This window comes from Streptomyces sp. ML-6, from assembly GCF_030116705.1.
Classification (GTDB): domain Bacteria; phylum Actinomycetota; class Actinomycetes; order Streptomycetales; family Streptomycetaceae; genus Streptomyces.
Map to the genome: position 1 here is coordinate 6,987,782 of NZ_JAOTIK010000001.1, position 26,726 is coordinate 7,014,507.

At 72.0% G+C, this 26,726-nt stretch carries 16 protein-coding genes and 3 pseudogenes; 13 read left to right on the forward strand and 6 right to left on the reverse strand.

What is annotated here, in order from left to right; translation table 11 throughout:
• Positions 1-2 precede the first annotated feature (2 nt).
• From OCT49_RS30710 to OCT49_RS30730, 5 genes are all read left to right on the forward strand, one after another.
• On the forward strand, positions 3-1,208 hold the full coding sequence (locus OCT49_RS30710; RefSeq protein ID WP_283855063.1) for a peptidoglycan-binding domain-containing protein: 1,206 nt from the start codon (positions 3-5) through the stop codon (positions 1,206-1,208).
• A gap of 366 nt (positions 1,209-1,574) precedes the next feature.
• Complete coding sequence (locus OCT49_RS30715; protein WP_283855994.1) at positions 1,575-2,729, forward strand: CaiB/BaiF CoA transferase family protein; 1,155 nt, start codon at positions 1,575-1,577, stop codon at positions 2,727-2,729.
• A gap of 77 nt (positions 2,730-2,806) precedes the next feature.
• The gene (locus OCT49_RS30720) at positions 2,807-3,949 is read left to right on the forward strand and encodes an acyl-CoA dehydrogenase family protein (RefSeq protein WP_283855064.1); all 1,143 of its coding nucleotides are present in this window, start codon (positions 2,807-2,809) and stop codon (positions 3,947-3,949) included.
• A gap of 39 nt (positions 3,950-3,988) precedes the next feature.
• Positions 3,989-5,203 (forward strand): acetyl-CoA C-acetyltransferase, encoded by a 1,215-nt coding sequence (locus OCT49_RS30725; protein WP_283855065.1) that lies wholly within the window; start codon positions 3,989-3,991, stop codon positions 5,201-5,203.
• A gap of 28 nt (positions 5,204-5,231) precedes the next feature.
• Positions 5,232-7,403: a 3-hydroxyacyl-CoA dehydrogenase NAD-binding domain-containing protein gene (locus OCT49_RS30730; protein ID WP_283855066.1), complete on the forward strand. Its 2,172-nt coding sequence runs from the start codon at positions 5,232-5,234 to the stop codon at positions 7,401-7,403.
• A gap of 53 nt (positions 7,404-7,456) precedes the next feature.
• On the opposite strand, the gene OCT49_RS30735 is transcribed toward OCT49_RS30730, so the two are convergent.
• On the reverse strand, positions 7,457-8,188 hold the full coding sequence (locus OCT49_RS30735) for a MerR family transcriptional regulator (RefSeq protein WP_283855067.1): 732 nt from the start codon (positions 8,186-8,188) through the stop codon (positions 7,457-7,459).
• A 176-nt stretch (positions 8,189-8,364) separates the two neighbouring features.
• Here OCT49_RS30735 and OCT49_RS30740 point away from each other — a divergent pair, with 176 nt between their 5' ends.
• A complete protein-coding gene (locus tag OCT49_RS30740) occupies positions 8,365-8,841 on the forward strand; it encodes a macro domain-containing protein (RefSeq protein WP_283855068.1) in 477 nt (158 codons plus the stop codon).
• Positions 8,842-8,943: 102 nt separating this feature from the next.
• Here the strand turns inward: OCT49_RS30740 and OCT49_RS30745 are convergent, their stop codons facing one another.
• Positions 8,944-10,233, reverse strand: coding sequence for a phosphatase PAP2 family protein (locus tag OCT49_RS30745; RefSeq protein WP_283855069.1), 1,290 nt, complete (start codon positions 10,231-10,233; stop codon positions 8,944-8,946).
• 491 nt (positions 10,234-10,724) lie between these two features.
• On the opposite strand from OCT49_RS30745, the gene OCT49_RS30750 reads away from it, so the two are divergent.
• From OCT49_RS30750 to OCT49_RS30760, 3 genes are all read left to right on the forward strand, one after another.
• Positions 10,725-11,744, forward strand: a complete 1,020-nt coding sequence (locus tag OCT49_RS30750) for a helix-turn-helix domain-containing protein (protein ID WP_283855070.1) — start codon at positions 10,725-10,727, stop codon at positions 11,742-11,744.
• 158 nt (positions 11,745-11,902) lie between these two features.
• The gene (locus OCT49_RS30755; RefSeq protein WP_283855071.1) at positions 11,903-14,578 is read left to right on the forward strand and encodes a M4 family metallopeptidase; all 2,676 of its coding nucleotides are present in this window, start codon (positions 11,903-11,905) and stop codon (positions 14,576-14,578) included.
• A 170-nt stretch (positions 14,579-14,748) separates the two neighbouring features.
• Entirely contained in the window at positions 14,749-15,699 is a 951-nt protein-coding gene (locus tag OCT49_RS30760; protein ID WP_283855072.1) for an oxygenase MpaB family protein, read from the forward strand.
• On the opposite strand, the pseudogene OCT49_RS30765 reads toward OCT49_RS30760, so the two are convergent.
• Positions 15,662-16,017, reverse strand: a pseudogene (locus OCT49_RS30765) (substrate-binding domain-containing protein); the annotation flags it as partial. The gene OCT49_RS30760 and the pseudogene OCT49_RS30765 sit on opposite strands and share 38 nt — an antisense overlap.
• 123 nt (positions 16,018-16,140) lie before the next feature.
• The gene (locus OCT49_RS30770) at positions 16,141-17,625 is read right to left on the reverse strand and encodes a M1 family metallopeptidase (protein WP_283855073.1); all 1,485 of its coding nucleotides are present in this window, start codon (positions 17,623-17,625) and stop codon (positions 16,141-16,143) included.
• Positions 17,626-18,138: 513 nt separating this feature from the next.
• On the opposite strand from OCT49_RS30770, the gene OCT49_RS30775 reads away from it, so the two are divergent.
• From OCT49_RS30775 to OCT49_RS30790, 4 genes are all read left to right on the forward strand, one after another.
• Positions 18,139-19,908 (forward strand): BCCT family transporter, encoded by a 1,770-nt coding sequence (locus OCT49_RS30775; protein WP_283855074.1) that lies wholly within the window; start codon positions 18,139-18,141, stop codon positions 19,906-19,908.
• 48 nt (positions 19,909-19,956) lie between these two features.
• The gene (abc-f, locus tag OCT49_RS30780) at positions 19,957-21,594 is read left to right on the forward strand and encodes a ribosomal protection-like ABC-F family protein (RefSeq protein WP_283855075.1); all 1,638 of its coding nucleotides are present in this window, start codon (positions 19,957-19,959) and stop codon (positions 21,592-21,594) included.
• 274 nt (positions 21,595-21,868) lie between these two features.
• On the forward strand, positions 21,869-22,159 hold the full coding sequence (locus OCT49_RS30785; RefSeq protein ID WP_283855076.1) for a hypothetical protein: 291 nt from the start codon (positions 21,869-21,871) through the stop codon (positions 22,157-22,159).
• On the forward strand, positions 22,153-23,361 hold the full coding sequence (locus OCT49_RS30790) for an amidohydrolase family protein (RefSeq protein ID WP_283855077.1): 1,209 nt from the start codon (positions 22,153-22,155) through the stop codon (positions 23,359-23,361). Before OCT49_RS30785 ends, OCT49_RS30790 begins: the two co-directional genes overlap by 7 nt.
• 81 nt (positions 23,362-23,442) lie before the next feature.
• On the opposite strand, the pseudogene OCT49_RS30795 reads toward OCT49_RS30790, so the two are convergent.
• A pseudogene (locus OCT49_RS30795) lies at positions 23,443-25,829 on the reverse strand (Tex family protein).
• A gap of 219 nt (positions 25,830-26,048) precedes the next feature.
• A pseudogene (locus OCT49_RS40180) lies at positions 26,049-26,606 on the reverse strand (SCO6745 family protein); the annotation flags it as partial.
• Positions 26,607-26,726: the final 120 nt, after the last annotated feature.

Consider the following 26,726-nt stretch of genomic DNA (forward strand, 5'->3'; position numbering starts at 1 on the left):
CCATGAGGCCCGCACCCGGCACCACGCACGCCATGCCCCGGACCGCCCGGACCTCCCGAGCCGCCGCCCGTACCACCCACCTCACCGGGCATGCCGCCCGCACCATCCACCGGCTCGCCCGCACCACCGACCGGAACACCGTCACCACCCACACCGAGGAGTCACCCATGTCCACCATGTCCACGTTCTCCGCCGCCGCCCTTCCCCGTCGCACCGCCGCCCGGCTCGTCGCCGGAATCGCCGCCGTCGCCGTGCTGACCGGCCCCGCGGCGTCCCTCGCGACCGCGGGCGAGGCCCCGGCGGCCCGGACCGCCGCCGCCGGCCTCCGGACCGCCCCCGCGGCGGCCGACTGGCCGACCCTGCGGGCGAGCGCCAAGGGCACCTCCGTCACCGCCCTCCAGCACCTGCTGAACTCGCGGGGACAGTCGCTGGCGGTCGACGGCTCCTTCGGTCCGGCCACGACGGCCGGGGTGAAGGCGTTCCAGAAGGCGCAGCGCCTCACCGTGGACGGCGTCGTGGGGGTCGGCACCTGGTCCCGGCTGGTCACCACCCTGCGCGAGGGGGCGAAGGGACCGGCCGTGAAGGCCGCGCAGACCCTGCTGAAGGCGCGCGGCCAGGCGGTGGCCGTCGACGGGGCGTTCACCGCCGCGGTGACGGCGAAGGTCAAGGCGTTCCAGAAGTCGGCCGGTCTCACCGCCGACGGCGTCGTCGGCGCCCGCACCTGGGCGGCGCTGCTGAGCGGCACCCCGTCCGGCGGCGACAGGGCGGCACTGGCCAAGCAGATCCTGGCCCAGAAGCAGATCGTCCTGGCCACCGTCCACCCGGGCGGCAAGCACGCCGGCTCGACGGCCCGGCAGAACATCGTCGACACGGCGAACGGCAAGGGAGCGCTCACCAGCCCGTGGGGCGACAAGCCCAACCGGCGGGTCGCCCTCGACCCGCGGATGCTGAACGGCCTGCTGAAGCTGCGCACCCAGTACGGCTACCGGATCTCCGTCTCCGAGATCGTCGGCGGCGACCACAGCAGCAACTCCAGGCACTACGCCGGAATCGCCTTCGACATCACGCACATCAACGGCCGGCACGTCGGCAGCGGCGCCCCGCACAAGCAGTTCATGGCGGCCTGCAAGAAGCTCGGCGCGCCGGAGGTCCTCGGGCCGGGCGACGCCGGACACAGCCGCCACGTGCACTGCGGCTGGCCCCGCTGACCCCTGCCGCACGACCGGTGAACGGTGTCCGGCCGCCCCGTCGGGGGTGGCCGGACACCGGCATGCGTACGGGACGGGCCCCGGCCGGGGCGGACGGAGGAGACGGCCGGGGCGGACGGAGGAGGGCAGTGCGTTCGGGGCGGTGAACGGCGCGGGTCCGCGCGAGGGCCGTGGCGGTGAACGGCGGGGCGGGGATCGTGGGGGAGGATCCCGGAAGGAGGTCCCAGGGTCTTTCGTCCGGATCGGCCCGGCATGATCCGGACGAGAGGCGCTAAGCGCTTGCTCGGCCCCAGGGGTTGTGCGGAGCGCGGTGCGTTCTTAGCATCATCGATGTTACATCAGTTGTGTCATACCGCTGGGGGCTTGATGGCAACGACAGGGCACGGCTCGCACGGTCCGTTGGCAGGGGTGCGGGTGGTCGAGCTGGCCGGCATCGGCCCCGGCCCGTTCGCCGCGATGCTCCTGGCCGACCTCGGCGCCGACGTCGTCCGGGTCGACCGGCCCGGGGGAGCGGGGCTCGGCATCGACCCCGCGTACGACCTCACCAACCGCAACAAGCGCTCCGTGCTCGTCGACCTCAAGGCCGAGGGCGGCGCCGAGCGGGTGCTCGACCTGGCCGAACGCGCCGACATCCTGATCGAGGGATACCGGCCGGGCGTCGCCGAACGCCTCGGCGTCGGCCCCGAGGCCGCGCTGGCCCGCAACCCGCGGCTCGTGTACGGGCGGATGACCGGCTGGGGCCAGGACGGGCCCCTCGCCGAACGGGCCGGGCACGACGTCTCCTACATCGCCCTCTCCGGCACGCTCTCCATGATCGGCAGGCCCGGCGAGCCGCCCACCCTCCCGGCCAACCTCGTCGGCGACTATGCGGGCGGCTCGCTCTACCTCGTCGTCGGCGTCCTCGCCGCCCTCCAGCACGCCCGCACCCCCGGCGGCCGGGGCCAGGTCGTGGACGCGGCGATCGTCGACGGCGCCGCCCACCTCGCGACGATGATCCACGGGATGCTGGCGGCCGGCGGCTGGCAGGACCGGCGCGGCTCCAACCTCCTGGACGGCGGCTGCCCGTTCTACGGCTCGTACGAGACCGCCGACGGCCAGTACATGGCGGTCGGCCCGCTGGAGCAGCGGTTCTACGACGAGTTCGTCGAACTCCTCGGGATCGGGGACGAGCTCCCGGACCGGGGGGACATCGCCCGCTGGGAGGAACTGCGCACGGCCGTCGCCGACCGGTTCAGGACCCGGACGCGCGCGCAGTGGACCGAGGTGTTCGAGGGCACGGACGCCTGCGTCGCCCCCGTGCTCTCGCTCCGCGAGGCGCCCCACCACCCGCACCTCGCCGCCCGCTCCACCTTCGTCGAGCACGGCGGCCTCACCCAGCCCGCCCCCGCGCCGCGCTTCTCCGCCACCCCCGTCTCCGTACGCAGCGGGCCCGCGCGCCCCGGCGCGGACACCGAGGCCGTCGCCGCCGACTGGGCCGTGCCCGGCCTCGCGGACGACCGGGCGGACCCCGCCGGCCGATGAGCTTCTTCCCGCCGCCGGCCTGTACGGCCCCGCGGCACCTCTCTCCACCGCAAGGACCCGGCTCCAGGAGGCCCGCAGTGCAGCGGCAGATCTTCACCGAAGAGCACGACGCGTTCCGCGAGACCGTGCGCACCTTTCTCGACAAGGAGGTCCTCCCGCACTACGAGCGGTGGGAGAAGGCCGGCATCGTCTCGCGCGAGGCGTGGCTCGCGGCCGGCCGGCAGGGGCTGCTCGGCCTCGCGATGCCCGAGGAGTACGGGGGCGGCGGCAACCCCGACTTCCGCTACAGCGCCGTCCTCGCCGAGGAGTTCACCCGGGCCGGCACCCCCGGCCTCGCGCTCGGCCTGCACAACGACATCATCGGCCCCTACCTCACCGGACTCGGCACCGACGAGCAGAAGCGGCGCTGGCTGCCCGGATTCTGCAGCGGCGAGACCATCACCGCCATCGCCATGACCGAACCCGGCGCGGGCTCCGACCTCCAGGGCATCCGCACCACCGCCGAGGACAAGGGCGACCACTGGCTGCTCAACGGCTCCAAGACCTTCATCTCCAACGGCATCCTCGCCGACCTGGTGATCGTGGTCGCCAAAACCACCCCCGAGGGCGGCGCCAAGGGACTGTCGCTGATCGTCGTCGAACGCGGCGCGGAGGGCTTCGAACGCGGCCGCAACCTCGACAAGATCGGCCAGAAGTCCCAGGACACCGCCGAACTGTTCTTCCACGACGTCCGCGTCCCCAAGGAGAACCTGCTCGGCGAACGGGACGGCGCCTTCATCCACCTCATGACCAACCTGGCACAGGAACGGATGGGCATAGCGGTCGCCGGGATCGCCGCGGCCGAACACCTGCTGGAGATCACCACGCGGTACGTCAAGGAGCGCGAGGCCTTCGGCCGGCCGCTCGCCAAACTCCAGCACGTCCGGTTCGAGATCGCCGAGATGGCCACCGAGTGCGCCGTCACCCGCACCTTCCTGGACCGCTGCATCGTCGACCATTCCGACGGCACCCTCGACGCCGTGCACGCCTCGATGGCCAAGTGGTGGGCCACCGAACTGCAGAAGCGCGTCGCCGACCGCTGCCTCCAACTGCACGGCGGATACGGGTACATGGCGGAGTACCCGATCGCCAGGGCCTTCACCGACGGCCGCATCCAGACCATCTACGGCGGCACGACCGAGATCATGAAGGAGATCATCGGCCGTTCGCTGCTCGCCTGACCCACCCCCTTCGCACAACACCCCCGAAAGGCTGCTGACTTGAGCACCGAAGCGTACGTCTACGAGGCGATCCGCACCCCGCGCGGTCGCGGCAAGGCCAACGGCGCCCTGCACGGCACCAAGCCGATCGACCTCGTCGTCGGCCTCATCCACGAGATCCGCAGCCGCTTCCCGGGACTGGACCCGGCGGCCATCGACGACATCGTCCTCGGCGTGGTCAGCCCGCTCGGCGACCAGGGCTCCGACATCGCCCGGATCGCCGCCATCGCGGCCGGACTCCCCGACACCGTCGCCGGCGTCCAGGAGAACCGCTTCTGTGCCTCCGGCCTGGAGGCCGTCAACCTGGCCGCGGCCAAGGTCCGTTCGGGCTGGGAGGACCTCGTGCTCGCGGGCGGCGTCGAGTCGATGTCCCGCGTCCCGATGGGTTCCGACGGCGGCGCCTGGGCGATGGACCCGATGACCAACTTCGAGACCGGCTTCGCCCCGCAGGGCGTCGGCGCCGACCTCATCGCCACCATCGAGGGCTTCTCCCGCCGCGACGTCGACGAGTTCGCCGCGCTCTCCCAGGAGCGCGCCGCCGAGGCGTGGAAGGAGGGCCGCTTCGCCCGCTCCGTGGTCCCCGTCAAGGACCGCAACGGCCTCGTCGTCCTCGACCACGACGAGCACATGCGCCCCGGCACCACCGCCGACTCGCTCGCCGCGCTCAAGCCGTCCTTCGCCACGATCGGCGAGATGGGCGGCTTCGACGCGGTGGCGCTGCAGAAGTACCACTGGATCGAGAAGATCGACCACGTCCACCACGCGGGCAACTCCTCCGGCATCGTCGACGGCGCCGCCCTCGTCGCGATCGGCAACAAGGAGACCGGCGAGCGCCACGGGCTCACCCCGCGCGCCCGGATCGTCTCCGCGGCCGTCTCCGGCTCCGAGCCCACCATCATGCTCACCGGCCCCGCGCCCGCCACCCGCAAGGCCCTCGCCAAGGCCGGGCTGACCATCGACGACATCGACCTCGTCGAGATCAACGAGGCGTTCGCCGGTGTCGTCCTCCGCTTCGCCAGGGACATGGGACTCTCCCTCGACAAGATCAACGTCAACGGCGGCGCCATCGCGCTCGGCCACCCGCTCGGCGCCACCGGCGCGATGATCCTCGGCACCCTCATCGACGAACTGGAACGCCGCGACCAGCGGTACGGCCTCGCCACCCTCTGCGTGGGCGGCGGCATGGGCATCGCCACCGTCATCGAGCGCGTCTGACCGCCCCTGCCTACGGAGAAGAAGAACAATGACCGAGAGCACGACCATCCGCTGGGAACAGGACGAGACCGGCGTCGTCACCCTCGTACTCGACGACCCCGACCAGTCCGCCAACACGATGAACCAGGCCTTCAAGGACTCCATCGCGGCCATCGCCGACCGCGCCGAGGCCGAGAAGGACTCCATCCGCGGCATCATCTACACCTCCGCCAAGAAGACCTTCTTCGCGGGCGGCGACCTCAAGGACATGATCAAGGTCGGTCCCGAGAACGCCCAGCAGGCCTTCGACACCGGCACCGCCATCAAGAACTCGCTGCGCCGCATCGAGACCCTCGGCAAGCCCGTCGTCGCCGCGATCAACGGCGCGGCGCTCGGCGGCGGTTACGAGATCGCGCTCGCCGCCCACCACCGCATCGCCCTCGACGCCCCCGGCTCCCGGATCGGCCTGCCCGAGGTCACGCTCGGCCTGCTGCCCGCGGGCGGCGGCGTCACCCGCACCGTCCGCCTCATGGGCATCGCCGACGCGCTGCTGAAGGTCCTCCTCCAGGGCACCCAGTACACCCCGCGGCGCGCCCTGGAGAACGGCCTGGTCCACGAGGTCGCCGACACCCGCGAGGAGATGCTCGAAAAGGCCCGCGCCTTCATCGACGCCCACCCCGAATCCCAGCAGCCCTGGGACGTCAAGGGCTACCGGATCCCCGGCGGCACCCCGTCCAACCCGAAGTTCGCCGCGAACCTGCCCGCCTTCCCGTCCAACCTGAAGAAGCAGATCGCGGGCGCCCCCATGCCCGCGCCCCGCAACATCCTGGCCGCCGCCGTCGAGGGCTCCCAGGTCGACTTCGAGACCGCGCTGACCATCGAGGCCCGCTACTTCACCGAGCTGGTCACCGGCCAGGTCGCGAAGAACATGATCCAGGCGTTCTTCTTCGACCTCCAGGCCGTCAACTCCGGTGCCGGCCGCCCCAAGGGCATCGAGGAGCGCCAGGTCACCAAGGTCGCCGTGCTCGGTGCCGGGATGATGGGCGCGGGCATCGCCTACTCCTGCGCACGGGCCGGCATCGAGGTCGTCCTCAAGGACGTCTCCGAGGAGGCCGCGGCCAGGGGCAAGGCGTACAGCGAGAAGCTGCTCGCCAAGGCGCTCTCCCGGGGCCGTACGACCGAGGCGAAGCGCGACGAGCTGCTGGCCCGCATCACCCCGACCGCCGACCCGGCCGACCTGGCGGGCTGCGACGCCGTCATCGAGGCCGTCTTCGAGGACACCGCGCTCAAGCACAAGGTGTTCCAGGAGATCCAGGACGTCATCGAGCCGGACGCGCTGCTCTGCTCCAACACCTCGACCCTGCCCATCACCGTCCTGGCCGAAGGCGTCTCGCGGCCCGCCGACTTCATCGGGCTGCACTTCTTCTCGCCCGTGGACAAGATGCCGCTGGTCGAGATCATCAAGGGCGAGCAGACCGGCGACGAGGCCCTGGCCCGCGCCTTCGACCTGGTCCGCCGGATCAAGAAGACCCCGATCATCGTCAACGACTCGCGCGGCTTCTTCACCTCCCGCGTCATCGGCCAGTTCATCAACGAGGGCGTCGCCATGGTCGGCGAGGGCGTGGAGCCCGCGTCGGTCGAGCAGGCCGCGGCCCAGTCCGGCTACCCGGCCAAGGTGCTCTCCCTGATGGACGAGCTGACCCTCACCCTGCCCCGCAGGATCCGCGACGAGACCAGGCGGGCCGTCGAGGAGGCCGGCGGCACCTGGCCCGGCCACCCGGCGGACGAGGTCATCGACCGGATGGTCGACGAGTTCGGCCGGACCGGACGCAGCGGTGGCGCGGGCTTCTACGAGTACGACGAGAACGGCGTCCGCACCCGGCTCTGGCCCGGCCTGCGCGAGCACTTCACCCGGCCGGACACGGACATCCCCTTCGACGACATGAAGGAACGGATGCTGTTCTCCGAGGCGCTGGACAGCGTCCGCTGCCTGGAGGAGAACGTCCTGACCTCCGTCGCGGACGCCAACATCGGCTCCATCATGGGCATCGGCTTCCCGCCGTGGACGGGCGGCGTGCTCCAGTACATCAACGGGTACGAGGGCGGCCTGCCCGGCTTCGTGGCCCGCGCCCGGCAGCTCGCGGAGCGCTACGGCGACCGCTTCCTGCCGCCCGCGCTGCTCGTGGAGAAGGCCGGGAAGGGCGAGACCTTCCACGACTGACGGCCGGATCCGCGGCGGCCGGCCCCCCCGCACGGGGCGCCGGCCGCCGCGGCTCACTCCGCGGTGAACGCGGCCCGCAACTCCTCCTTCAACGACCGCTGGAACGCGGTCACCAGCGCCTGGAGCACCATCGGCTGCATGTGGGCCGACAGCGACTTCATCGCCGCCACGTGCTCCGGGTCCGACTCCCGCTCCCGGTACGGCCCCCACACCTCGTCCCGGAACAGCCGGGTCAGCTCCTGGGCGGCGGACCGGGAGTGCTCCAGCAGGACCGTGCGGGCGGCCAGGATCGTCTCGTGGGCGATCGGCACGCCGAGCAGCTCGACCCCGAGCCGCAGCAGCCCCGGGTCCACCCGGTAGCTGCCGTCGACCGGCTCCGCCCGCTCCAGCACCCCCATCGCGGCCAGCCGCGCGATGTCCTGCCCCCTCAGCGCCCGGCCCGCGCGCCGCTCCAGCTCCGCCCGCGTCACGTCCTCCGCCGTGTCCGGCGCCCAGGACGCGACCAGCGCGCGGTGGATCGCCAGGTCGTGCGCGCTCAGGTCCGGGGGCAGCTGCTCCAGGTAGCGCTCGATCGCCGCCAGCGTCATGCCCTGGTGCTGGAGCTCCTCGATGAGCGCGAGCCGGGACAGGTGTTCGTGCCCGTAGTGCCCGACCCGGCGCGGCCCGATCACCGGGGGCGGCAGCAGCCCCCGGGTGCTGTAGAAGCGCACGGTGCGTACGGTGACACCGGCACGCGCCGCAAGCTCGTCGACGGTGAGCGTCGGCTCCTCGGTCCCGGTCGCCATGGCTGCTCCTCGCGTCCCGACCCGGCGGCGGACTGCCGCGTCTGCGTCCATCAGGTGCAACAGTATTGCTGTCTCACCACTGTTGTGAAAGTGCCTCGTCCGAGGGCCGGCCCCCGGCGGATGCGGTGGCCGCGACCATGATCCCGGTTGTCGGTGGGGACCCCTACCCTGAAGTCATGCGGGAGATCACATACGTGCAAGGGGACGCCACCGCTCCGCAGGGCAAGGGCGTCAAGGTCATCGTGCATGTCTGCAACGACCTGGGGGGCTGGGGGAAGGGCTTCGTCCTGGCCCTCTCGCGCCGCTGGCCCGAACCGGAGGCGGCGTACCGCCGCTGGCACCGGGCGCGCGCGGACAACGACTTCGGCCTCGGCGCGGTGCAGTTCGTCCAGGTGGATCCTTATGTGTGGGTGGCCAATCTGGTGGGCCAGCGTGGGATACGCACCGGCAGCAAGGGGGTTCCGGTCCGCTACGAGGCGATCGGCACGGGGCTGGGCGCGGTGGCCGACCGGGCGGTCGAGCTGGGCGCCTCGGTCCACATGCCGCGGATCGGGTGCGGTCTGGCCGGCGGAAAGTGGTCCCGGGTGGAGCCGCTGATCGCCGACCGGCTGCTGAACCGGGACATACCGGTCACGGTGTACGACTTCGGCTGAGCACCGGCCCGGCCCCGGCGCGTGCACGGAGCGGCCGGGGCCGGCCGCGGTGTGCGACCGGCCCCGACGGCAGTGCTCACGGATGCCCCGGTGTGCCGCGGCTCAGACCGGTTCGGGCTGTGGTTCCGGCTGCCGCGCCGGTACGGGCTTCGGGTCCCACTGCCGGGTGGTCCGTACGTAGCCGTAGATCACCGAGCACATGGCCAGGACGAGGAGCGGCCCGAACAGCCACGGATGCCTGGCCATCTCCACCGGCAGATAGCGGTACGACACCAGCATCGCGGCGAAGACCACCACGCCGTAGGTGACCAGCTGGATTCCCGCCCGGTCCCAGCCGCGTGCGAGCGAGCGCAGTGCCGCCTCGATGGTGAGGGTGAACACCACGCCGGCGATGAGGTCCGCGCCGTAGTGGTAGCCGAATCCCAGCGTCGCGCCGAGCGTGGCGATCAGCCAGAACGTGCCCGCGGCGCGCAGGAACCGGGGGCTCCTGCGGGTGTGGATGAAGATCGCGGTGGCCCACGCCGTGTGCAGGCTGGGCATGCAGTTGCGCGGGGTGATCTCGTCGAACGGCATGTGCTGCGGGGTGCTGAGCGCCGGCAGCGTGTCCGGCCACAGGTCGGCCGTCGCCCACTGTCCGCCGTCGGCGCCGTAGGCGAAGATCGGCCCGACCACCGGGAAGATCATGTAGATGCCCGGCCCGAGGAGGCCGATCACCAGGAAGGTGCGCACCAGGTGGTGGCTCGGGAAGCGGCGCTCGGTCGCCACGCGGCGCAGCTGGTACAGCGAGGCGATGACCGCGGCCACCGCGAGCTGGACGTAGACGTAGTCGAGGAGATGGGTGCCGATCGGGCCGGTGGCCTCGACGAGCCGGCCCACCAGCCATGAGGGGTTGCCCAGCGCGTGATCGGCGGTCGCCACGTACTGGTCGAGCACCATGGGGCGGGTCTTCGACGTGATGAGCAGCCAGGTGTCGCCGGTCTTGCGGCCGGTCACCAGCAGCAGCCCCAGTCCCACGCCCTTCAGCAGCAGGGTGCGTTCATTGCCCGTGCGGCGGGTGACGGCGATGACCGCACAGCCCAGGATCACCCACAGCGCGCCGCTGCCGAAGGGATGGCCCTCGTCGAGGGGCACCAGGGCGTCGCATGCCCACCGCACCAGGAAGATGACGAGGTCGATGCCGAGCGCGGTGCCGAGGGCGATGAACCGCTGCCGCCAGGTGAGCACCACCATCATCAACGCCATGCTGGCGTACAGCAGAAAGCCGGATTTGGGAGGGAATATCACCTCTCGCGCCTGGTTGACGATCGGCCCCGGCAAGTCGTAATGACGCGCGGCGATTTCCAGCGCGATCAGGAATCCGAGGGTCGTCACACCCGCCGCGGCCCACAGCATCACCCGTGGTCGACGCAGTTCGGCGAACGGAATTATGCGGTTTATTCGCGAAAACGCCCGCGATGCTATAGGTATCAATTGTTTGGCCGATTTGTTAGGTGTGGGTGGACTCGGTCGCTTTTCGTGATGGCTGGCATGGTTTTCCGGCGAAGGGCAGGGGTGGGGCGATCGTCGTGAGTTCGAACATGCTAACGGAGGGGGTGCGGGAGGCTTTCGCTGGTCACGGCCGACTGCACCCGCCGGATAATCTGACCGCCGTCAGCAGACGGATGGACGGAAAAGGGGTGGGCCGGGTGCCGGAGGACAGGGCGGTGTGCGAGAGGTCCGGCCGTCGTGGCCCGGCCGGTGCGTGGGGCGTTCGCAGGGCCGCCACCGGCAACGAGGGTGCGAGCGACGGCCCGCGGGATGCGTGCGGCGCGTTCCAAACCCGGCGGAACGGAGCCTGAACACTGCACCCCGACCACCGGCCGCAGGACCCGATCGACGCGTCGTTGCTGACCCTGCTCGGCCTCGACGCGGAGGAGGACGCGGTCTACCGCCTGCTCGTGGACCGTCCCGGCAGTGAACCGGGCGCGCTCGCGGGCCCGTTGAGCGGCCCCGCGGTCGCGCGCGCCCTCGACTCGCTCGTCGAGCGCGGACTCGCCTGCGCCGCACGGCCGGATGACAACGGCGTCGTCCGCTACCGGGCCGCCTCGCCCGTCCTCGCGCTCGGTCCCCTCCTGGAGTCCCGGCGGGCCGCGCTGCACCGGGTCGAGTCGCTCGTCGGTGAACTCACCGAACGGCACCGCTCCGCGCAGAGCCACGCCTCGGGCGCCCCGGTGGAGGTGCTGTCCGGCCCGGCGGCGATCCGGCGCCGCCTGCTGACGATGCAGCGGCAGGCCAGGGACGAGGTGTGCACCATGGTCCCGACCAGACGCGTGCCGCCGGTGCTCTCCTTCGCGGACAACCACGCGGAGGTGGACTCCGAGACGACCCGCCGCGGCGTGGCCGTGCGCAGCGTCGTCGAACGCGAATGGCTGGAACGCCCGGAGGCCGCGGCCGTGCTGGCCTCCTGCGTCGCCCAGGGCCAGCACGTCTCCGTCACGGACCGGCTGCCCATCAAGCTCGTCATCGTGGACCGCCGCATCGCGCTGCTGCCCCTGGACCCGGAGCGCGAGACCGAGCCGGTGGCGCTCGTGGTGCACAGGACCGGGCTGCTCACCGCCCTCGGTTCGCTCTTCGACCTGCACTTCGAGCGGGGATGGCCGCTGAACGCCTCGGGCGTGGTGGAGCGGGACGAGGCGCCGGTCGCGGCGATCGACCGGGAGATCGTCGCCCTGCTGCACGTCGGCCTGACGGACGCCGCCATCGCCCGCCAGCTGGGCATGGGCCATCGCACCGTGCAGCGCCGGCTGCACGCCCTGATGGACGAGGTGGGCGCCGCGACCCGCTTCCAGCTCGGCTGGTACGCGGCCCGCGCGGGATGGCTGGACGGGAAGAACGGCAACTCGGTTCCACAGCGGCACCCCTGAGGCGTATTTACGCCACGGCGCGTTCGCGCCAGCGCCATCTCTTGTTGGCGGAACCCCGCGTACCGAAACATCAACCCCGTCAACCCAAAGGGACGCTCGCGTTCCACGGACAGCTGTGTGATGGGGAGAGCTCTGTGAGGAGAACGAGTATCCGGCGGATGCTGGCGACGAGTGTGGTCGCCGCCGCCACGGGATCGGCACTGTTGACCGCCCCGGCCTGGGCGGACGACGAACCCGCCCCCGCCACCACCGCGCCGGCGAGCGCGGTGCCGGTGGCCCCCGCGATGACCCGGGGGCTGGACGACTCGGCCCGCGAAGGCACCCCCGCCCAGGCCGCCCGCGCCCACCTCAAGGCGCACCAGGACACGTACAAGGTCCCGGTCTCCGACCTGAGCACGGTGCGGACCACCAAGGACGGCAAGCAGACCACGGTGCGCTTCCGGCAGAAGCACGACGGCGTCCCGGTCTTCGGCGCCGAGTACGCGGTGCAGACCGAGGCGGCCGACGGCGGCCGGCGGATCACCTCCGCGACCGGCACGCTCTACACGGCCCTCACGGTCTCCACCACGCCGAAGGTGAGCGAGGCCACCGCGAAGCGGCGGATGTTCGCGCTCGACCGCGGCCTGTCCGGCGTACGGGACGCGCGGACCGAGGCGCACGGCCTGGCCGTGCTGCCCGACGCCCAAGGGGGCAGGCTGGCCTGGCACTTCACCGTCACCGGCGGCAGGGCGAACGGCAGCCCGGTGCGCCAGGAGGTGTACGTCGACGCACGGGTGGGCGGCATCGCGCTCTCGTACAACAACATCGACGCGGCCGACGCGTCGCCCGCACAGGGGACGGGTGTACGCGTCGACGGCACCGAGGCGGAACTGGACGTCAACAAGGAGACGGACGGCTCGTACACGCTGGTCGACTCCACGCGCGCCATGTACCCGGCCACCGGCGGCCAGATCCGCACCTACGACGCCCAGCGCAAGCAGTACACGCTCGTCGCGGGCGGTCCGGTCACCGACGACATCCCGCTGGGCACCTCGGCGAGCGACCGCTTCGACGGCGCCAACACCGCGTCGGGCGCGGTCGACGCCCACCTGAACGCGGCGAAGGTCTACGAGTACTACAAAGAGCAGATCGGCCGGGACGGCATCGACGGCAAGGGCGGCACGATCCACTCCGTCGTCAACGTCGCCTCCAACGGCGAGGACTACGCCAACGCCTTCTGGGACGGCTCCAAGATGGTCTACGGCCACATGGACGGCGTGCCGCTGTCCGTCGGCCTGGACGTCGTCGGCCACGAGATGACGCACGGTGTCACCGAGCACTCCGCCGGACTCGTCTACCTCAACCAGTCGGGCGCGCTCAACGAGGCGATATCCGACTACTTCGGCAACGCCATGGAGACCGCCGACAAGGGCGTCGCGATGAGCGACCCCACGTCCGGCCTCGTCGGGGAGCACCTCTGCAACGGCACCAAGCCGCTGGAGGAGTGCGCCCTGCGCGACCTGAACGACGGGCGCAACGCGCAGAAGGACTACCAGCCCATCACCCTCGACATCGACAACGGTGGGGTGCACTACAACTCCACCATCGTCGGCGGCGCGTTGTGGGACATCCGCAAGAACCTCGACAGCAAGCTCGCCGACCGGATCGTCTACCGGTCCGCGCAGAACTACCTCACCCCGCTGTCCGGCTTCACCGACATGCGCAACGCGGTCACCCTCGCCGCCAAGTCCCTGAACGTCTCGGCCGCCGACCTCGCCGTCATCGACAAGGCCTTCGACGACCACGGCATCGAGACCGGCTGGGAGAAGAAGAGCGGCACGCACGACGGCACCACCATCGGCGCCGACGTCCTGCCCGCGTACGAGGTTTACAGCGGCATCGACGAGCAGGCCGCGCAGATCAACGGCGACGTCTACGCGATCGGCCACGGCGACGCCGTCGCCTGGGACCGGGGCGGCGCCGCCTTCGGCATCACCGTGGGCCGCTTCGGCAAGGAGCCGAAGCACGAACTGGCCCAGAAGGACGCCTACCTGCTCGACCCGTCCCTGGACGACGACCGCATCGTCTTCACCCGGATCACCGCCGACGGCATCGGCGTCTACCGGACCGGTTCCAAGGGCCAGGGCGCGATCAAGAAGCTGGTCGACCGCCCCGACGCGGACGAGACCGAGCCGGTGACCGGGAACGGCGCGCTCGCCTACATCAGCACCACCGCCGACGGCGAGCAGGACGTCATGCTCCGCAGGGCCGACGGCACCACGGTCAACATCACCCCCGAGGCGGGCTCCCGCGCGAGCCGCCTCGCGATGAAGAACGGCAGGATCGCCTGGGCCGGCGGCGACGGCACGTACGTCCACGTCCACGACATCGCGTCGGGCACCACCCAGGTCAAGCGGATCACGGGCTTCATCTTCGACTACGTCTCGGACATCCAGCTCACCTCCGACCGCGTCTTCTGGCGCGAGACGGGCGGCTTCCTGATCCCGAGCTCGAAGCTCATGTCGGCCCCGCTCGACCACCTGTCGAAGGCGGCCAAGCTGCGCTACCCGTCGAGCGTGTACGGCGCCCAGTTCTCGGTCAACGACGAGTACTTCGCCTACTCCACGTACGACCTCTGGGGCGCCCTCGGCGCCTGGACCGGCCCCGGCAAGGTGAAGGTCTCCAGGACCGCCGACGTGCTCGCCGGTCTCGACAACTACACCCGGGTCTCCTGCTCATCCGGCGCCCAGCTGGCCCCGTCGCTCGGTGACGGGCAGCGCATCGCCTGGCTGGACACCACCGCCGCGGCCACCGACGTGGTGACCCGCGCGACGTTCGCCGGCACCTGCGAGTAGTCCCGCACCGCACCGGCGACGAGGGGTGCGCACCGGACTCCGGTGCGCGCCCCGCAGCCCGTTCCCGCCGGGGTGCGAGGACCCCCTGCACACCCGTCCCGGACCGATCGCATACTGGATCACAGGGGGCGGGCCGAGAACACCCGCCCCACCGGCCCCGGGAGCACCGCATGAGCAGCGAAGCAGCACAGGGCGAGCGGAACACACGGGACACCCGGGGCGTACGGGGCGGGACCCCCGCGCCGCCCCCGCCCGGCGGGGTCCTGTGGAGCCTGTCCGGCGACGTCCGGGCCCTGCTGATGCTGCCCGCCGCCCTCACCCTCCAGGTCGCCCACCCGGCGGTCGGCGCGGGCGTCGACGAGCACTCCGTCTTCCGCACCGACCCCTGGGGACGCGGCGAGCGCTCCCTGCGCTCGCTCCAGCTCTGGGTGTACGGGGGCGACGCGGCGGCCGAGGAGGGGCGCAGACTGCGCGCCCTGCACCGCACCATCCAGGGCACCGACGCCCGGGGCCGCCACTACCACGCGCTGTCGCCCGCGAACTACGCGTGGGTGCACGCCACGGGCTTCCCCGTCTACCGGCACGGCGCCCGCTACCTGCTCCGCCCGCTCACCGAGGAACAGGAGCGGGCCCTCTACCGGGAGTGGCTCCAGGTCGGCAGGATCCTCGGCATCCACGACCGGGACATGCCGCAGACGATCGAGGAGTTCTGGCCGTACTACCGCAAGATGCTCGCCGACGAGATCGGGACGAACGCCGTCGTCGAGGAACTGGTCGCCACCGACCGGCCGGTACCGCCGCCGGACCGCGGCCCGCTGCCGGTCAGGCTGCTGCTGAGGGCGCTGTGGCCGGTGCTGCTGCCACCGCTGGCCCGGTTCCGCCGCTTCGTCACCATCGGGCTGATGCCGCCGGACGCCCGGGAGGCGATCGGACTGGAGTGGACGGACGCACAGGAGCGGAGACTGCGACGGTGGTGCGCGGTGGTGCGGCACGTCGTACCGGTGCTCCCCGAGCGGCTGCGCTATCTGCCGTACGCGCGCCGGGCGCGGGCGGCACACCGCGAGGCCGTCCGGCGCGGCGCACTCAGGCGGAGCCACGGCGCACCAGCTCGGTCGGCGTGATCACCGGCTCCTGGTCCCCGGCTCGCCGTTGAACCGCCGCATCAGCATCCGCACCATCAACCGGCCCATTCCCCCCACGCCCTGACGAACCATCATCAACGGCGGATCGGTGCTGGTGGCGATCGGCAGCATGTCGTCGAAGCCGACCAGGGCCACGTCCCCGGGCACGTCGAGCCCGCGCTCGCGCAGCACCCGCAGGGCGCCCGAGGCCATCAGGTCGTTGGCGGCGAAGACCGCGTCGCGGGAGGCATCGCGAGGGGAGTCAGGGGACGGGCCGGGCAAGGAACGCTCCTCGTACACGCGGGATCGGGCCGGAAACGACCGCGGCCGGCGGGACCGCACCGGCCCCGCCGGCCTATCCGGCGCGTCCGCCCCGCCACCGGGGGCCGTCGTCCCGTTCCGGAGACACGGGACGACGGCGCCGGAAACGGGCCCGCGCGGTCAGCGGTGGTCGTGGATCGTGTTGGTCGCCGCGATCTTCTTCCACGAGGCGGGCGGCTCCGGGGCGTTCAGCGCATGCGCGCCGGCCGCGGCCGGCGCCTGCGGGCGCGTCGGCTGGAACAGCCAGGTGTCGAAGAGGCCGGCGAGCGGCTTGCCCGAGACCCGCTCCGCATACGTCACGAAGTCGTTCACGCTCGCGTTCCCGTACGCGTGCTCGGCCGGCCAGCCCTTCAGCAGCTCGAAGAAGGTGTCGTCGCCGACCTCGTTGCGCAGGGCCTGGAGCGCCAGCGCGCCCCGGTCGTAGACGGCCGCGGCGAACTGGTTGTCCGGACCCGGGTCGCCCGGCTTCACGGTCCAGAACGGGTCGTCGGCCGGGTGCTGGGCGTAGGTGTGGTCCGCGAGCTCCTGCGCGGTGCCCTCGCCCTCCTTCTCCGACCACAGCCACTGGCTGTAGCGGGCGAAGCCCTCGTTGATCCAGATGTCCTTCCAGCCCTTGACCGAGACGCTGTCGCCGTACCACTGGTGCGCCAGCTCGTGGACGACGACCGAGACGTTCGATCCGTTCGCGAACTGCTTCGGGCTGTAGAACGGCCGGGTCTGGGTCTCCAGCGCGAACCCGCTCCTCACATTCGGCACGTAACCGCCGAGTGCGTCGAAGGGGTACGGCCCGAAGACCTCCGTCAGCCACTCGGCGACCTCGGCGGTCCGCTCGATGCTGGCGCGGGCCGCCCCGTCGTTGGCGCCGAGGTCCTTGCTGTACGCGTTGACGACCGGCAGCCCGTCCGCCGTGGTGTCCGTGGTGATGTCGAACTTCCCGACCGCCAGCGTGGTCAGGTACGTGGCCTGCGGCTTGGCGGAGCGCCAGTTGAAGCGGGTCCAGCCGAGCTTCGAACTCTGCGACTGGAGAGTGCCGTTGCTGATGGCCTGCACGCCGTCGGGAACGGAGACCGAGATGTCGTACGTCGCCTTGTCCAGCGGGTGGTCGTTGCTCGGGTACCACCACGCGGCCGACTCCGGCTCCTGGGCGGCCACCGCGCCGTCCGGGGTGCGCACCCAGGACGTCCAGCCGTTGATCTTCACCTCGGAGGGCTTGCCCGCGTACCGCACGACCACCGAGACGGCCCGGCCCTTCGCCAGCGGGGCCGCCGGGGTGATCTCCAGCTCCTGCTCGCCGTTCTTCGCATGGCCGGCCTTCCGGCCGTTCACCCGCACCTCGGAGACGTTCAGCCCGAGGTCCAGGTTGAAGCGGGAGAGTTCCTGGGTGGGCGTGGCGAGGATCGTCGCCGTGCCCTCCAGCAGGTCGGTCGCGGGCTGGTACTTCAGCCGCAGGTCGTAGTGCGACACGTCGTAGCCGCCGTTGCCGCTCGCCGGATAGTAGGGGTCTCCGATGCCCGGGGCGCCCACGGTGCCCTCGGCGGCCGAGGCCGGGATCGCCAGCAGCAGGGAGACCGCGAGTGCGCTCGGGACGATGAATCTGCGGTGCACGAATGCTCCAAGTCGTCGGGGCGAATGATCTTTCGAACCGTCAGGCCGACACTATGCAGCGACTGCCGTGCTGGTCGTGTCCACGACGGTCGCTGTCACACGATTGCCATTCGACCGACACGACGGCAAGAGGCTTTCGCATCATGATCACGCCGAATCCCGCCGCTGGAGGCCCCCTCGGTCCCGTGCCCGACGGCGACGCCGCGTCGCCCCTCAAGTCGTCGTGCCCGACGGGCTGTTCGAGTTCGCCGAGGGGTGCCGCGGCAGGAGCGGGGCCGCAATCGCCGCATCCCGCGCGGCGGATTTCCGGGACCGGGGACCGGTGCACCTCGGTGGTGTCGACGACCGGGCGCCCGAACCGGACCGCGTCCTCCGGCTCCTCCGGGGCCGGCGGGTGACATATCACCTCACAAACGGTCAAGTCGATACCGCTTGTTGGTCCCATGGGATGAGCGCCGCGTGTGGTACTGCCTACGGAGAGCGAAAAAAGAGCTTTCGTGAAAGGTGCCATTCGTGTCGCAGGACGAACAGAGAACGGGTGGCCGGGGGGATCTGCCGGTGACGGCGGACCTCCTCGGCCACCCGGCCCAGGACCGGCACCCCAGGACGGACCGGGTGGTGTTCGGCGTCACCGCCGTCCTCACCCTCGCCTTCGTGGTGTGGGGGGCCACCGCCACCGACTCGCTGGAAAAAGTCTCCAGCTCCATGCTCAACGGCCTGATCCACAACGGTGGCTGGGCCTTCATGCTGGCCGCGTCCGGCTTCGTCGTCTTCGCCCTCTGGCTCGCCATCAGCCGCTACGGAAACATCTCCCTCGGCCAGGAGGGCGAGGAGCCCGAGTTCCGCACCGTGTCCTGGGTCGCCATGATGTTCAGCGCGGGCATGGGCATCGGCCTGATGTTCTACGGGGTCAGCGAGCCCCTCGCCCACTTCACCGCCCCGCCGCCCGGCACCCACCCCGCCTCCGCCGCCGAGGCGATGCAGACGGCGATGGCCACCACCCTCTTCCACTGGACCCTCCACCCCTGGGCGATCTACGCCGTCGTCGGCCTGGCCATCGCGTACAGCACCTTCCGGCGCCGCAGGCGGCAGACGATCAGCGCCGTCTTCGAGCCGCTCATCGGCGCCCGGCACGCCCACGGGGGGATCGGCCGGCTGATCGACATCCTCGCCATCTTCGCGACGCTCTTCGGCTCCGCCGCGTCCCTGGGCCTCGGCGCCCTCCAGATCGGCAGCGGCTTCCACGAACTGAACTGGAAGGAGAAGACCGGCACCGGACTCCTGGTCCTGATCATCGCGGTCCTGACCGTCGCCTTCGTCGCCTCGGCGGTCTCCGGCGTCGAGAAGGGCATCCAGTGGCTCTCCAACACCAACATGGTGCTGGCCCTGCTCCTGGCCGTCTTCGTCTTCGTCGCGGGCCCCACCATCATCGTGCTCGACCTGCTGCCCACCTCGATCGCCGCCTACTTCGGCAACCTGGCCCAGCTCGCCGGGCGCACCGAGGCCACCGGCGCGGGCGACGTGGCCGACTGGCTCGGCAGCTGGACCGTCTTCTACTGGGCCTGGTGGATCTCCTGGACGCCCTTCGTCGGCATGTTCATCGCCCGCATCAGCCGCGGCCGGACGATCCGGCAGTTCATCGGCGGGGTCATCCTGGTGCCCAGCGCCGTCAGCCTGGTCTGGTTCGCGATCTTCGGCGGCACGGCGATCGACTTCCAGGAGGCGGGCGAGCTCGGCGGCGCCACCACCCCGGAGGCCCAGCTCTTCGGAGTGCTCCAGCAGTTCCCGCTCGCCATGGTGATGAGCGTGGTGGTGATGATCCTGGTCGGCATCTTCTTCGTCTCGGGCGCGGACGCCGCCTCCCTCGTCATGGGCACCCTCTCCCAGAAGGGCATCCTCGAACCGGCCAGGTGGGTCGTCGTCTTCTGGGGAGTGACCACCGGCGCGGTGGCCGCGATCATGCTGCTCATCGGCAACGGCAAGGGCGACGCCCTCGCCGGACTCCAGAACCTGACGATCCTGGTCGCCGCGCCGTTCACCCTCGTGATGATCGGCATGTGCGTGGCGCTGATGCGGGACCTGCGCCACGACCCGCTGATCGTACGGCGCGAATTCGGCGTGGAGGCCGTGGAGTCCGCCGTCATCGAGGGGCACGCGAAGTACGCCGGCGACTTCGAGATCCGGATCGGCCCCGGCGGCAGCCGGATCACCACCGGACTCCACGAACACGGCACGCCCCCGCCGGGCTCCCCCTCCGGCCCTGCCGAGGCCCCGGGCGACTGACGGCCGCACCTCCCCGGGCGGAGGGCAGCCCGTAGGATCGGCACCCTGATGACTGCCACTCTCGTCGCCAAGGACCTCGCCGCCGGACACGGCGACCGCACGCTCTTCGCCGGACTCGACCTCGTCGTCGGGCCCGGGGACGTGATCGGTCTCGTCGGAGTCAACGGAGCCGGCAAATCGTCCCTCCTCCGGCTGCTCGCCGGACTCGACCGGCCGGAGGAGGGCGAACTGCGGCTCTCCCCGCCCACCGCCACCGTCGGCCACCTCCCGCAGGAGCCGGAGCGGCGGCCGGGCGAGACGGTGCGGGAGTTCCTGGCCCGCCGCACCGGGGTCGCCGAGGCGCAGGCCGCGATGGACGCCGCGACGCAGGGCCTGGTCGACGGGGCCCCGGGCGCGGACGACGCCTACGCCGAGACCCTGGAGCGCTGGCTGTCCCTCGGCGGCGCCGACCTGGACGAGCGCGCCGCCGAGGTCGCGGACGACCTCGGACTGACCGTCGGGCTCGACCTGCCGATGACCGCCCTCTCCGGTGGCCAGGCCGCCCGCGCGGGCCTGGCCTCCCTCCTGCTCTCCCGCTACGACGTCTTCCTGCTGGACGAACCCACCAACGACCTCGACCTGGACGGACTGGAACGACTGGAGCGCTACGTCTCCGGGCTGCGCTCGGGCACCGTGGTCATCAGCCACGACCGCGAATTCCTGATGCGCACGGTCACCAAGGTCCTCGAACTTGACCTGGCCCAGCAGCAGATCAACCTGTACGGCGGCGGATACGCGGCCTACCTGGAGGAACGCGAGCGGGCCCGCCGGCACGCCCGCGAGGAGTACGAGGAGTACGCCGACAAGCGCGCCGCCCTCGAAGGGCGCGCCCAGACCCAGCGGGCCTGGATGGAGAAGGGCGTCAAGAACGCCCGCCGCAAGGCCACCGACTCCGACAAGACCGGCCGCAAGTTCCGCAGCGAGTCGAGCGAGAAGCAGGCCGCCAAGGCACGGCAGACCCAGCGCATGATCGAACGGCTCGAAGTCGTCGAGGAACCGCGCAAGGAGTGGGAGCTGCGGATGGAGATCGCCGCCGCGCCCCGCTCGGGTTCGGTCGTCGCGACCCTGCGCGAGGCGCGGGCCGTGCGCGGCGACTTCGTCTTCGGACCGGCCTCACTGCAGATCGACTGGGCGGACCGGGTCGCCATCACCGGAGCCAACGGATCGGGCAAGTCCACGCTCCTCGCCGCGCTGCTCGGCCGCCTCCCGCTGGACTCCGGTCACGCGACGCTCGGTTCGGGCGTGGTGGTCGGCGAGGTCGACCAGGCGCGCAAGCTCTTCCACGGCACGGAATCGCTGCTGGAGGCGTTCTGCGCGGCCGTGCCCGACACCGAACCGGCCGAGGTGCGCACGCTGCTCGCCAAGTTCGGCCTGCGCGCGGACCACGTGACGCGCTCCGCGACGACCCTCTCCCCGGGCGAACGCACCAGGGCCGCCCTCGCGCTGCTCCAGGGCAGGGGCGTCAACCTCCTCGTGCTCGACGAGCCGACGAACCACCTCGACCTGCCCGCGATCGAACAGCTGGAATCGGCGCTGGAGTCGTACCCGGGAACGCTCCTGCTGGTCACGCACGACCGGCGGATGCTGGACGCGGTGCGCACGACGCGGCGCGTGGAGGTGGCGGCGGGGAAGGTGACGGAGGTCTGACACCCGGGCCCGGCGCGCCGTCCCGAGGCCCGAGCCCCGGCGCGCCGTCCCGGCCCGCCGGGCCGGGGAACCGGGCGCAGCCCGTGGACCCGGTTGGTATGCCAAACAGGGGGCCGCTCCGACCTGAACCCACTTCGTGCGGAGAGAATCCCCTGGTCGCCTGAGCGCCCCATTTCGGGGTGCCCATTTTTGGTATGCCAAGTGTTAGTGTCGCTTCAGCCGTGGACCGCCGTCCGGCCGGAACGGTCCTGACCCCGCATCCGCAGGAGACCCCGTGCGAACCCGCCGGCGCGCCGCCCACGCACGGCTGCACCACCTGCGGGGCGTGACCGGACGGAACCTCGTACGGGAACCGCACGGCACCACCCCGCTGCGCCTGCTGGAGCGCACCGGGCCGCTGGGCACCCGGCTCCTCGTGCCGCCCGGCATCGTGATCGACCGGCGCCCCGGCGTCCACGGCGAGGACCGCATCGTCCCGGCGAACCTGCGCCCCCGCACCGCGCCGCGCCCCGCTCCGGCCCCACGGGCCGGCGCCCCGGACCGAAGGAGAGACACCCCATGCTGATCACGAACGTCCGTCCCTGGGGCGGTGAGCCGTGCGACATCGAGATCGAGAAGGGCACGATCACCGCGCTCGCTCCGCACGACCCGGACCGCGCCCCGGCCGACGACACCGTGGCGGGACGGGGACGGCTCGCCCTGCCGTCGTTCTCCGACGTCCACTGCCACCTGGACTCCACCCGGATCGGTCTGCCCTTCCGCCCCCACACCGGAGGCCCCGGCGTCTGGGCCATGACCATGAACGACCGCGCCCACTGGCGCGAGGACGAGTGGAGCGTCGCCGAACGGGCCACGCACACCCTGGGCCGCATGATCGAGCGCGGCACCACCCGGGTCCGCAGCTACGCGCAGATCGACGCGGACTGCGGACTGGAGCGGTTCGAGGGTGTCCTCGCCGCCAAGGAGGCGCACGCCGGCCGGTGCGAGGTCGAGATCATGGCCTTCCCGCAGGCCGGCCTGCTCAGGGAGAAGGGCGTGCCGGAACTGATGGACCGGGCGCTCTCCGCGGGCGCGGCCGTCGTCGGCGGCATCGACCCCTGCACCCTGGACCGGGACCCGGTGCGCCACCTGGACATCCTCTTCGGCCTCGCCGAGCGCCACCGGGCACCGATCGACGTCCACCTCCACGAACCCGGCGCACTGGGCGTGTTCAGCGTCGACCTCATCCTGGAACGGGTGCGCGCCCTCGACATGGCCGGCCGGGTGACGATCTCGCACGCGTACGACCTGGGCGGCGTGGACGAGGCGACGACCCGACGGCTCGTCGAGGAGTTCGCGGAACTGGACATCGCGATGGCGACCGTGGCCCCCGCCCAGCACCGGGCCCTGCCACTGGCCGACCTGACGGCCGCCGGTGTGCGCGTCGGCCTGGGCGAGGACGGCCAGCGCGACTTCTGGTCGCCCTACGGCAACGGGGACATGCTGGACCGGACCTGGCAGCTGGCCTTCACCAACCGCTACCGCGCCGACGAACTGATCGAGCACTGCGTGGCCGTCGCCGGCCGCGGCGGCGCCTCGATCCTCCACCCGGACCTGCCGCGCCTGGCCTCCGTCGCCGACCGCCCCGGGGTCGCCGTGGGCGACGCCGCCGATCTGCTGCTGGTCGAGGGCGAGACGGTGACGTCCGCCGTCATGGACCGCAGCGACGACCGCACGGTCCTGCACGCGGGCCGGGTCGTCGCCGACGGCCTGCGACTCGTCGGCTGACGGACCGGGACGGCCGGTCCCCGGGCCGGGGACCGGCCGGGGCCGGGGAGGGCACGCCGCGGGCGCACCCCTCCCGCCCCGTCACCGCTTCCTGCCGCCCCGCTCCGGATCGGCCAGCCCGGCCCGCCGCAGGGCGTCCGCCATCGCGCTGTTCACCGGCGCCGGGGCCGGACGGGCAGGGGCGCCGCCCCGCGCCGCTCGCGCCCCTGGCCACCGCGTCGCTCGCCGCCGCCCTGCCCCTGGCGCTGGCGCGGCGGACGCCCGCCCCGCTCGCCGCCCGGGGCCCCGGCACCCGCCGCCCCGTCGTCCAGCCGCAGCGTCAACGAGATCCGCTTGCGCGGGATGTCGACGTCCATGACCTTGACCTTCACGATGTCGCCCGGCTTCACGACGTCCCGCGGGTCCTTCACGAACGTCCGCGACATCGCCGACACGTGCACCAGGCCGTCCTGGTGCACACCGACGTCCACGAACGCGCCGAACGCCGCGACATTGGTGACGACGCCCTCCAGCACCATCCCGGCCGCCAGGTCGCCGATCTTCTCGACGCCCTCCTTGAAGGTGGCCGTGCGGAACGCCGGACGCGGGTCGCGGCCCGGCTTCTCCAGCTCCTTCAGGATGTCGGTGACCGTCGGCAGACCGAACTTCTCGTCCACGAAGTCGTCGGCCCGCAGCGACCGCAGCACACCCGTGTTGCCGATCAGCGAGGCGACGTCGCCGCCCGTCCGCTTCACCATCGCCCGCACCACCGGGTACGCCTCCGGGTGCACGCTGGAGGCGTCCAGCGGGTCCTCGCCCCGGATGCGCAGGAAGCCCGCGCACTGCTCGTACGCCTTCGGGCCCAGCCGCGCCACGTCCTTGAGCGACTTGCGGGACCGGAAGGGGCCGTTGGCGTCGCGGTGCGCGACGATGTTCTCCGCGAGCCCCGAGCTGATCCCGGACACCCGCGAGAGCAGCGGCGCGGAAGCCGTGTTGACGTCGACACCGACCCCGTTCACACAGTCCTCGACCACCGCGTCCAGCGAGCGCGACAGCTTCACCTCGGACAGGTCGTGCTGGTACTGGCCGACCCCGATCGACTTCGGGTCGATCTTCACCAGCTCCGCGAGGGGGTCCTGCAGCCGCCGCGCGATGGAGACGGCGCCGCGCAACGACACGTCCATGTCGGGGAGTTCCTGTGAGGCGAAGGCCGACGCCGAGTACACCGACGCGCCCGCCTCCGACACCATCACCTTGGTGAGCTTCAACTCCGGGTGCTTGTCGATGAGCTCACCGGCGAGCTTGTCGGTCTCGCGGGACGCGGTGCCGTTGCCGATCGCGATCAGGTCGACGTCGTGGGCCTTCGCCAGCCGCTCCAGCGTGGCCAGCGACTGGTCCCACTTGTTCGCGGGCACGTGCGGGTGGATGACGTCCGTCGCGACGACCTTGCCGGTCGCGTCGACCACGGCGACCTTCACCCCCGTACGGAAACCGGGGTCGAGCCCGAGCGTGGCCCGCGTCCCGGCCGGGGCGGCCAGCAGCAGGTCGCGCAGGTTCGACGCGAAGACGCGCACCGCCTCGTCCTCCGCCGCCGTGCGCAGCCGCAGCCGCAGGTCGATGCCGAGGTGCACCAGGATGCGGGTCCGCCAGGCCCAGCGCACGGTGTCGCCGAGCCACTTGTCGCCGGGCCGGCCCCGGTCGCTCACCCCGAAGCGCCGGGCGATCAGGTTCTCGTACGTCGAGGGGCCGGGGGCCTCGGACGGCTCCTCAGGCTCCAGGACCAGGTCGAGCACGTCCTCCTTCTCGCCCCGGAGCATCGCGAGCACCCGGTGCGAGGGCAGCTCGGTGAACGGCTCGGCGAAGTCGAAGTAGTCGGCGAACTTCGCCCCCGCCTCCTCCTTGCCCTCCCGCACCTTGGCGGCCAGCCGCCCGCGCGTCCACATGCGCTCGCGCAGCTCGCCGATCAGGTCCGCGTCCTCGGAGAACCGCTCGGTGAGGATGGCACGCGCCCCCTCCAGCGCCGCCGCGCCGTTCGCGACCCCCTTGTCGGCGTCGACGAAGGCGGCGGCAGCGGCGAGCGGGTCCACCGAAGGGTCGCCGAGCAGGCCGTCGGCGAGCGGTTCGAGCCCCGCCTCCCGGGCGATCTGCGCCTTCGTGCGCCGCTTGGGCTTGAACGGCAGATAGATGTCCTCGAGCCGCGCCTTGGTCCCGGCGGCCCGGATCTGCGCCTCCAGGGCCTCGTCCAGCTTGCCCTGCTCGCGCACGGAGTCGAGGATCGCCGCACGGCGGTCCTCCAGCTCCCGCAGGTACCGCAGCCGTTCCTCGAGCGTGCGCAGCTGCGCGTCGTCGAGCATCTCGGTCGCTTCCTTGCGGTAACGCGCGATGAACGGCACGGTCGAACCGCCGTCGAGCAGCTCGACGGCCGCCTTCACCTGCCGTTCGCGTACGCCGAGCTCCTCGGCGATCCTGCCTTCGATGGACGTCGTCACGGTTCTACCGACTCGCCTTCTCGTACTGGCTCTACTGGCTGTGCTTGCCGGGGCGGGGCCCCTCCGCCTGCATTGTGCCGGGTGGCCGGGCGCCGTGTCGCCCGGCCGCTCCGGACGACCGCCCACGAGCACACCCATGACGGGCGGCGGCTCCGCGACGCCCGTCGTGGCCGGGCGGGGGCGTCGGCCCTTGCCGATCAGACCGGCCGGGAACGCGCCCGCCGACGTCGCCGTGAGGAGGAAGCCGCGCGCCGGCTCGGTGAGCCGCTCCACGCCCCGCGCGCCCAGGTGCTCGTACGGTGCCGCGTCCATCCGGTCCGTGGCCTCCTCCAGCTCCGCCCGGAGCGTGATGCCCGCCCCGGTCAACTCGCCCTCGCCGTCCAGGAGTCCGCGCCCCCGCAGCCGTTCGCCGGCCGCGTCCCGGTCGTCGCGGTGCCGGCCCCGGCCGGCGAGCACCCGGCGCGGGGACATCCCCTTGCCGGTCGCCGTGTGGCCGACCAGGGCCTCCAGCGGGTCGAGTCCGGCGGACAGGAGCGCGGCGACACGGCCGTCGCCGCGGTGCTCGCGCAACGGCGGGCCGGCGTGCCAGTAGGCCGGATGGGGTTCCTCGGGCACCGGGAGATCGGTGTGGGCGGTGTGGAGCGGCCGGGCGTGTCGGGTGCACCCCTCGGCCGCGCGCAGCGCCGGGCCGGCCGCCTCGGCCGGCTCGGGGGAGGCGACGACCTCCTCGCCCAGCAACCGCCGGAGCGTCGAGTCGGCGGCGCGCAGCCGGCCCTCCCGAACCGCCCGTCCCCGGCATCCCTGCGTCCCGGCACCCCCGTTCTCACCGCACCCCCCCGTCCCGCCCTGCGGCCGGGAATGGCAGGAAAGGTGGGTTTCTCGTCATTGCGGCCGTGC

Bases quoted from the DNA above. Each gene is read 5' to 3' on its own strand.
- OCT49_RS30710 (WP_283855063.1), top strand. From the start codon at position 3: ATGAGGCCCGCACCCGGCACCACGCACGCCATGCCCCGGACCGCCCGG.
- OCT49_RS30715 (WP_283855994.1), top strand. From the start codon at position 1,575: ATGGCAACGACAGGGCACGGCTCGCACGGTCCGTTGGCAGGGGTGCGG.
- OCT49_RS30730 (WP_283855066.1), top strand. From the start codon at position 5,232: ATGACCGAGAGCACGACCATCCGCTGGGAACAGGACGAGACCGGCGTC.
- OCT49_RS30735 (WP_283855067.1), bottom strand. From the start codon at position 8,188: ATGGCGACCGGGACCGAGGAGCCGACGCTCACCGTCGACGAGCTTGCG.
- OCT49_RS30740 (WP_283855068.1), top strand. From the start codon at position 8,365: ATGCGGGAGATCACATACGTGCAAGGGGACGCCACCGCTCCGCAGGGC.
- OCT49_RS30745 (WP_283855069.1), bottom strand. From the start codon at position 10,233: ATGCTGTGGGCCGCGGCGGGTGTGACGACCCTCGGATTCCTGATCGCG.
- OCT49_RS30755 (WP_283855071.1), top strand. From the start codon at position 11,903: ATGCTGGCGACGAGTGTGGTCGCCGCCGCCACGGGATCGGCACTGTTG.
- OCT49_RS30760 (WP_283855072.1), top strand. From the start codon at position 14,749: ATGAGCAGCGAAGCAGCACAGGGCGAGCGGAACACACGGGACACCCGG.
- abc-f (WP_283855075.1), top strand. From the start codon at position 19,957: ATGACTGCCACTCTCGTCGCCAAGGACCTCGCCGCCGGACACGGCGAC.
- OCT49_RS30790 (WP_283855077.1), top strand. From the start codon at position 22,153: ATGCTGATCACGAACGTCCGTCCCTGGGGCGGTGAGCCGTGCGACATC.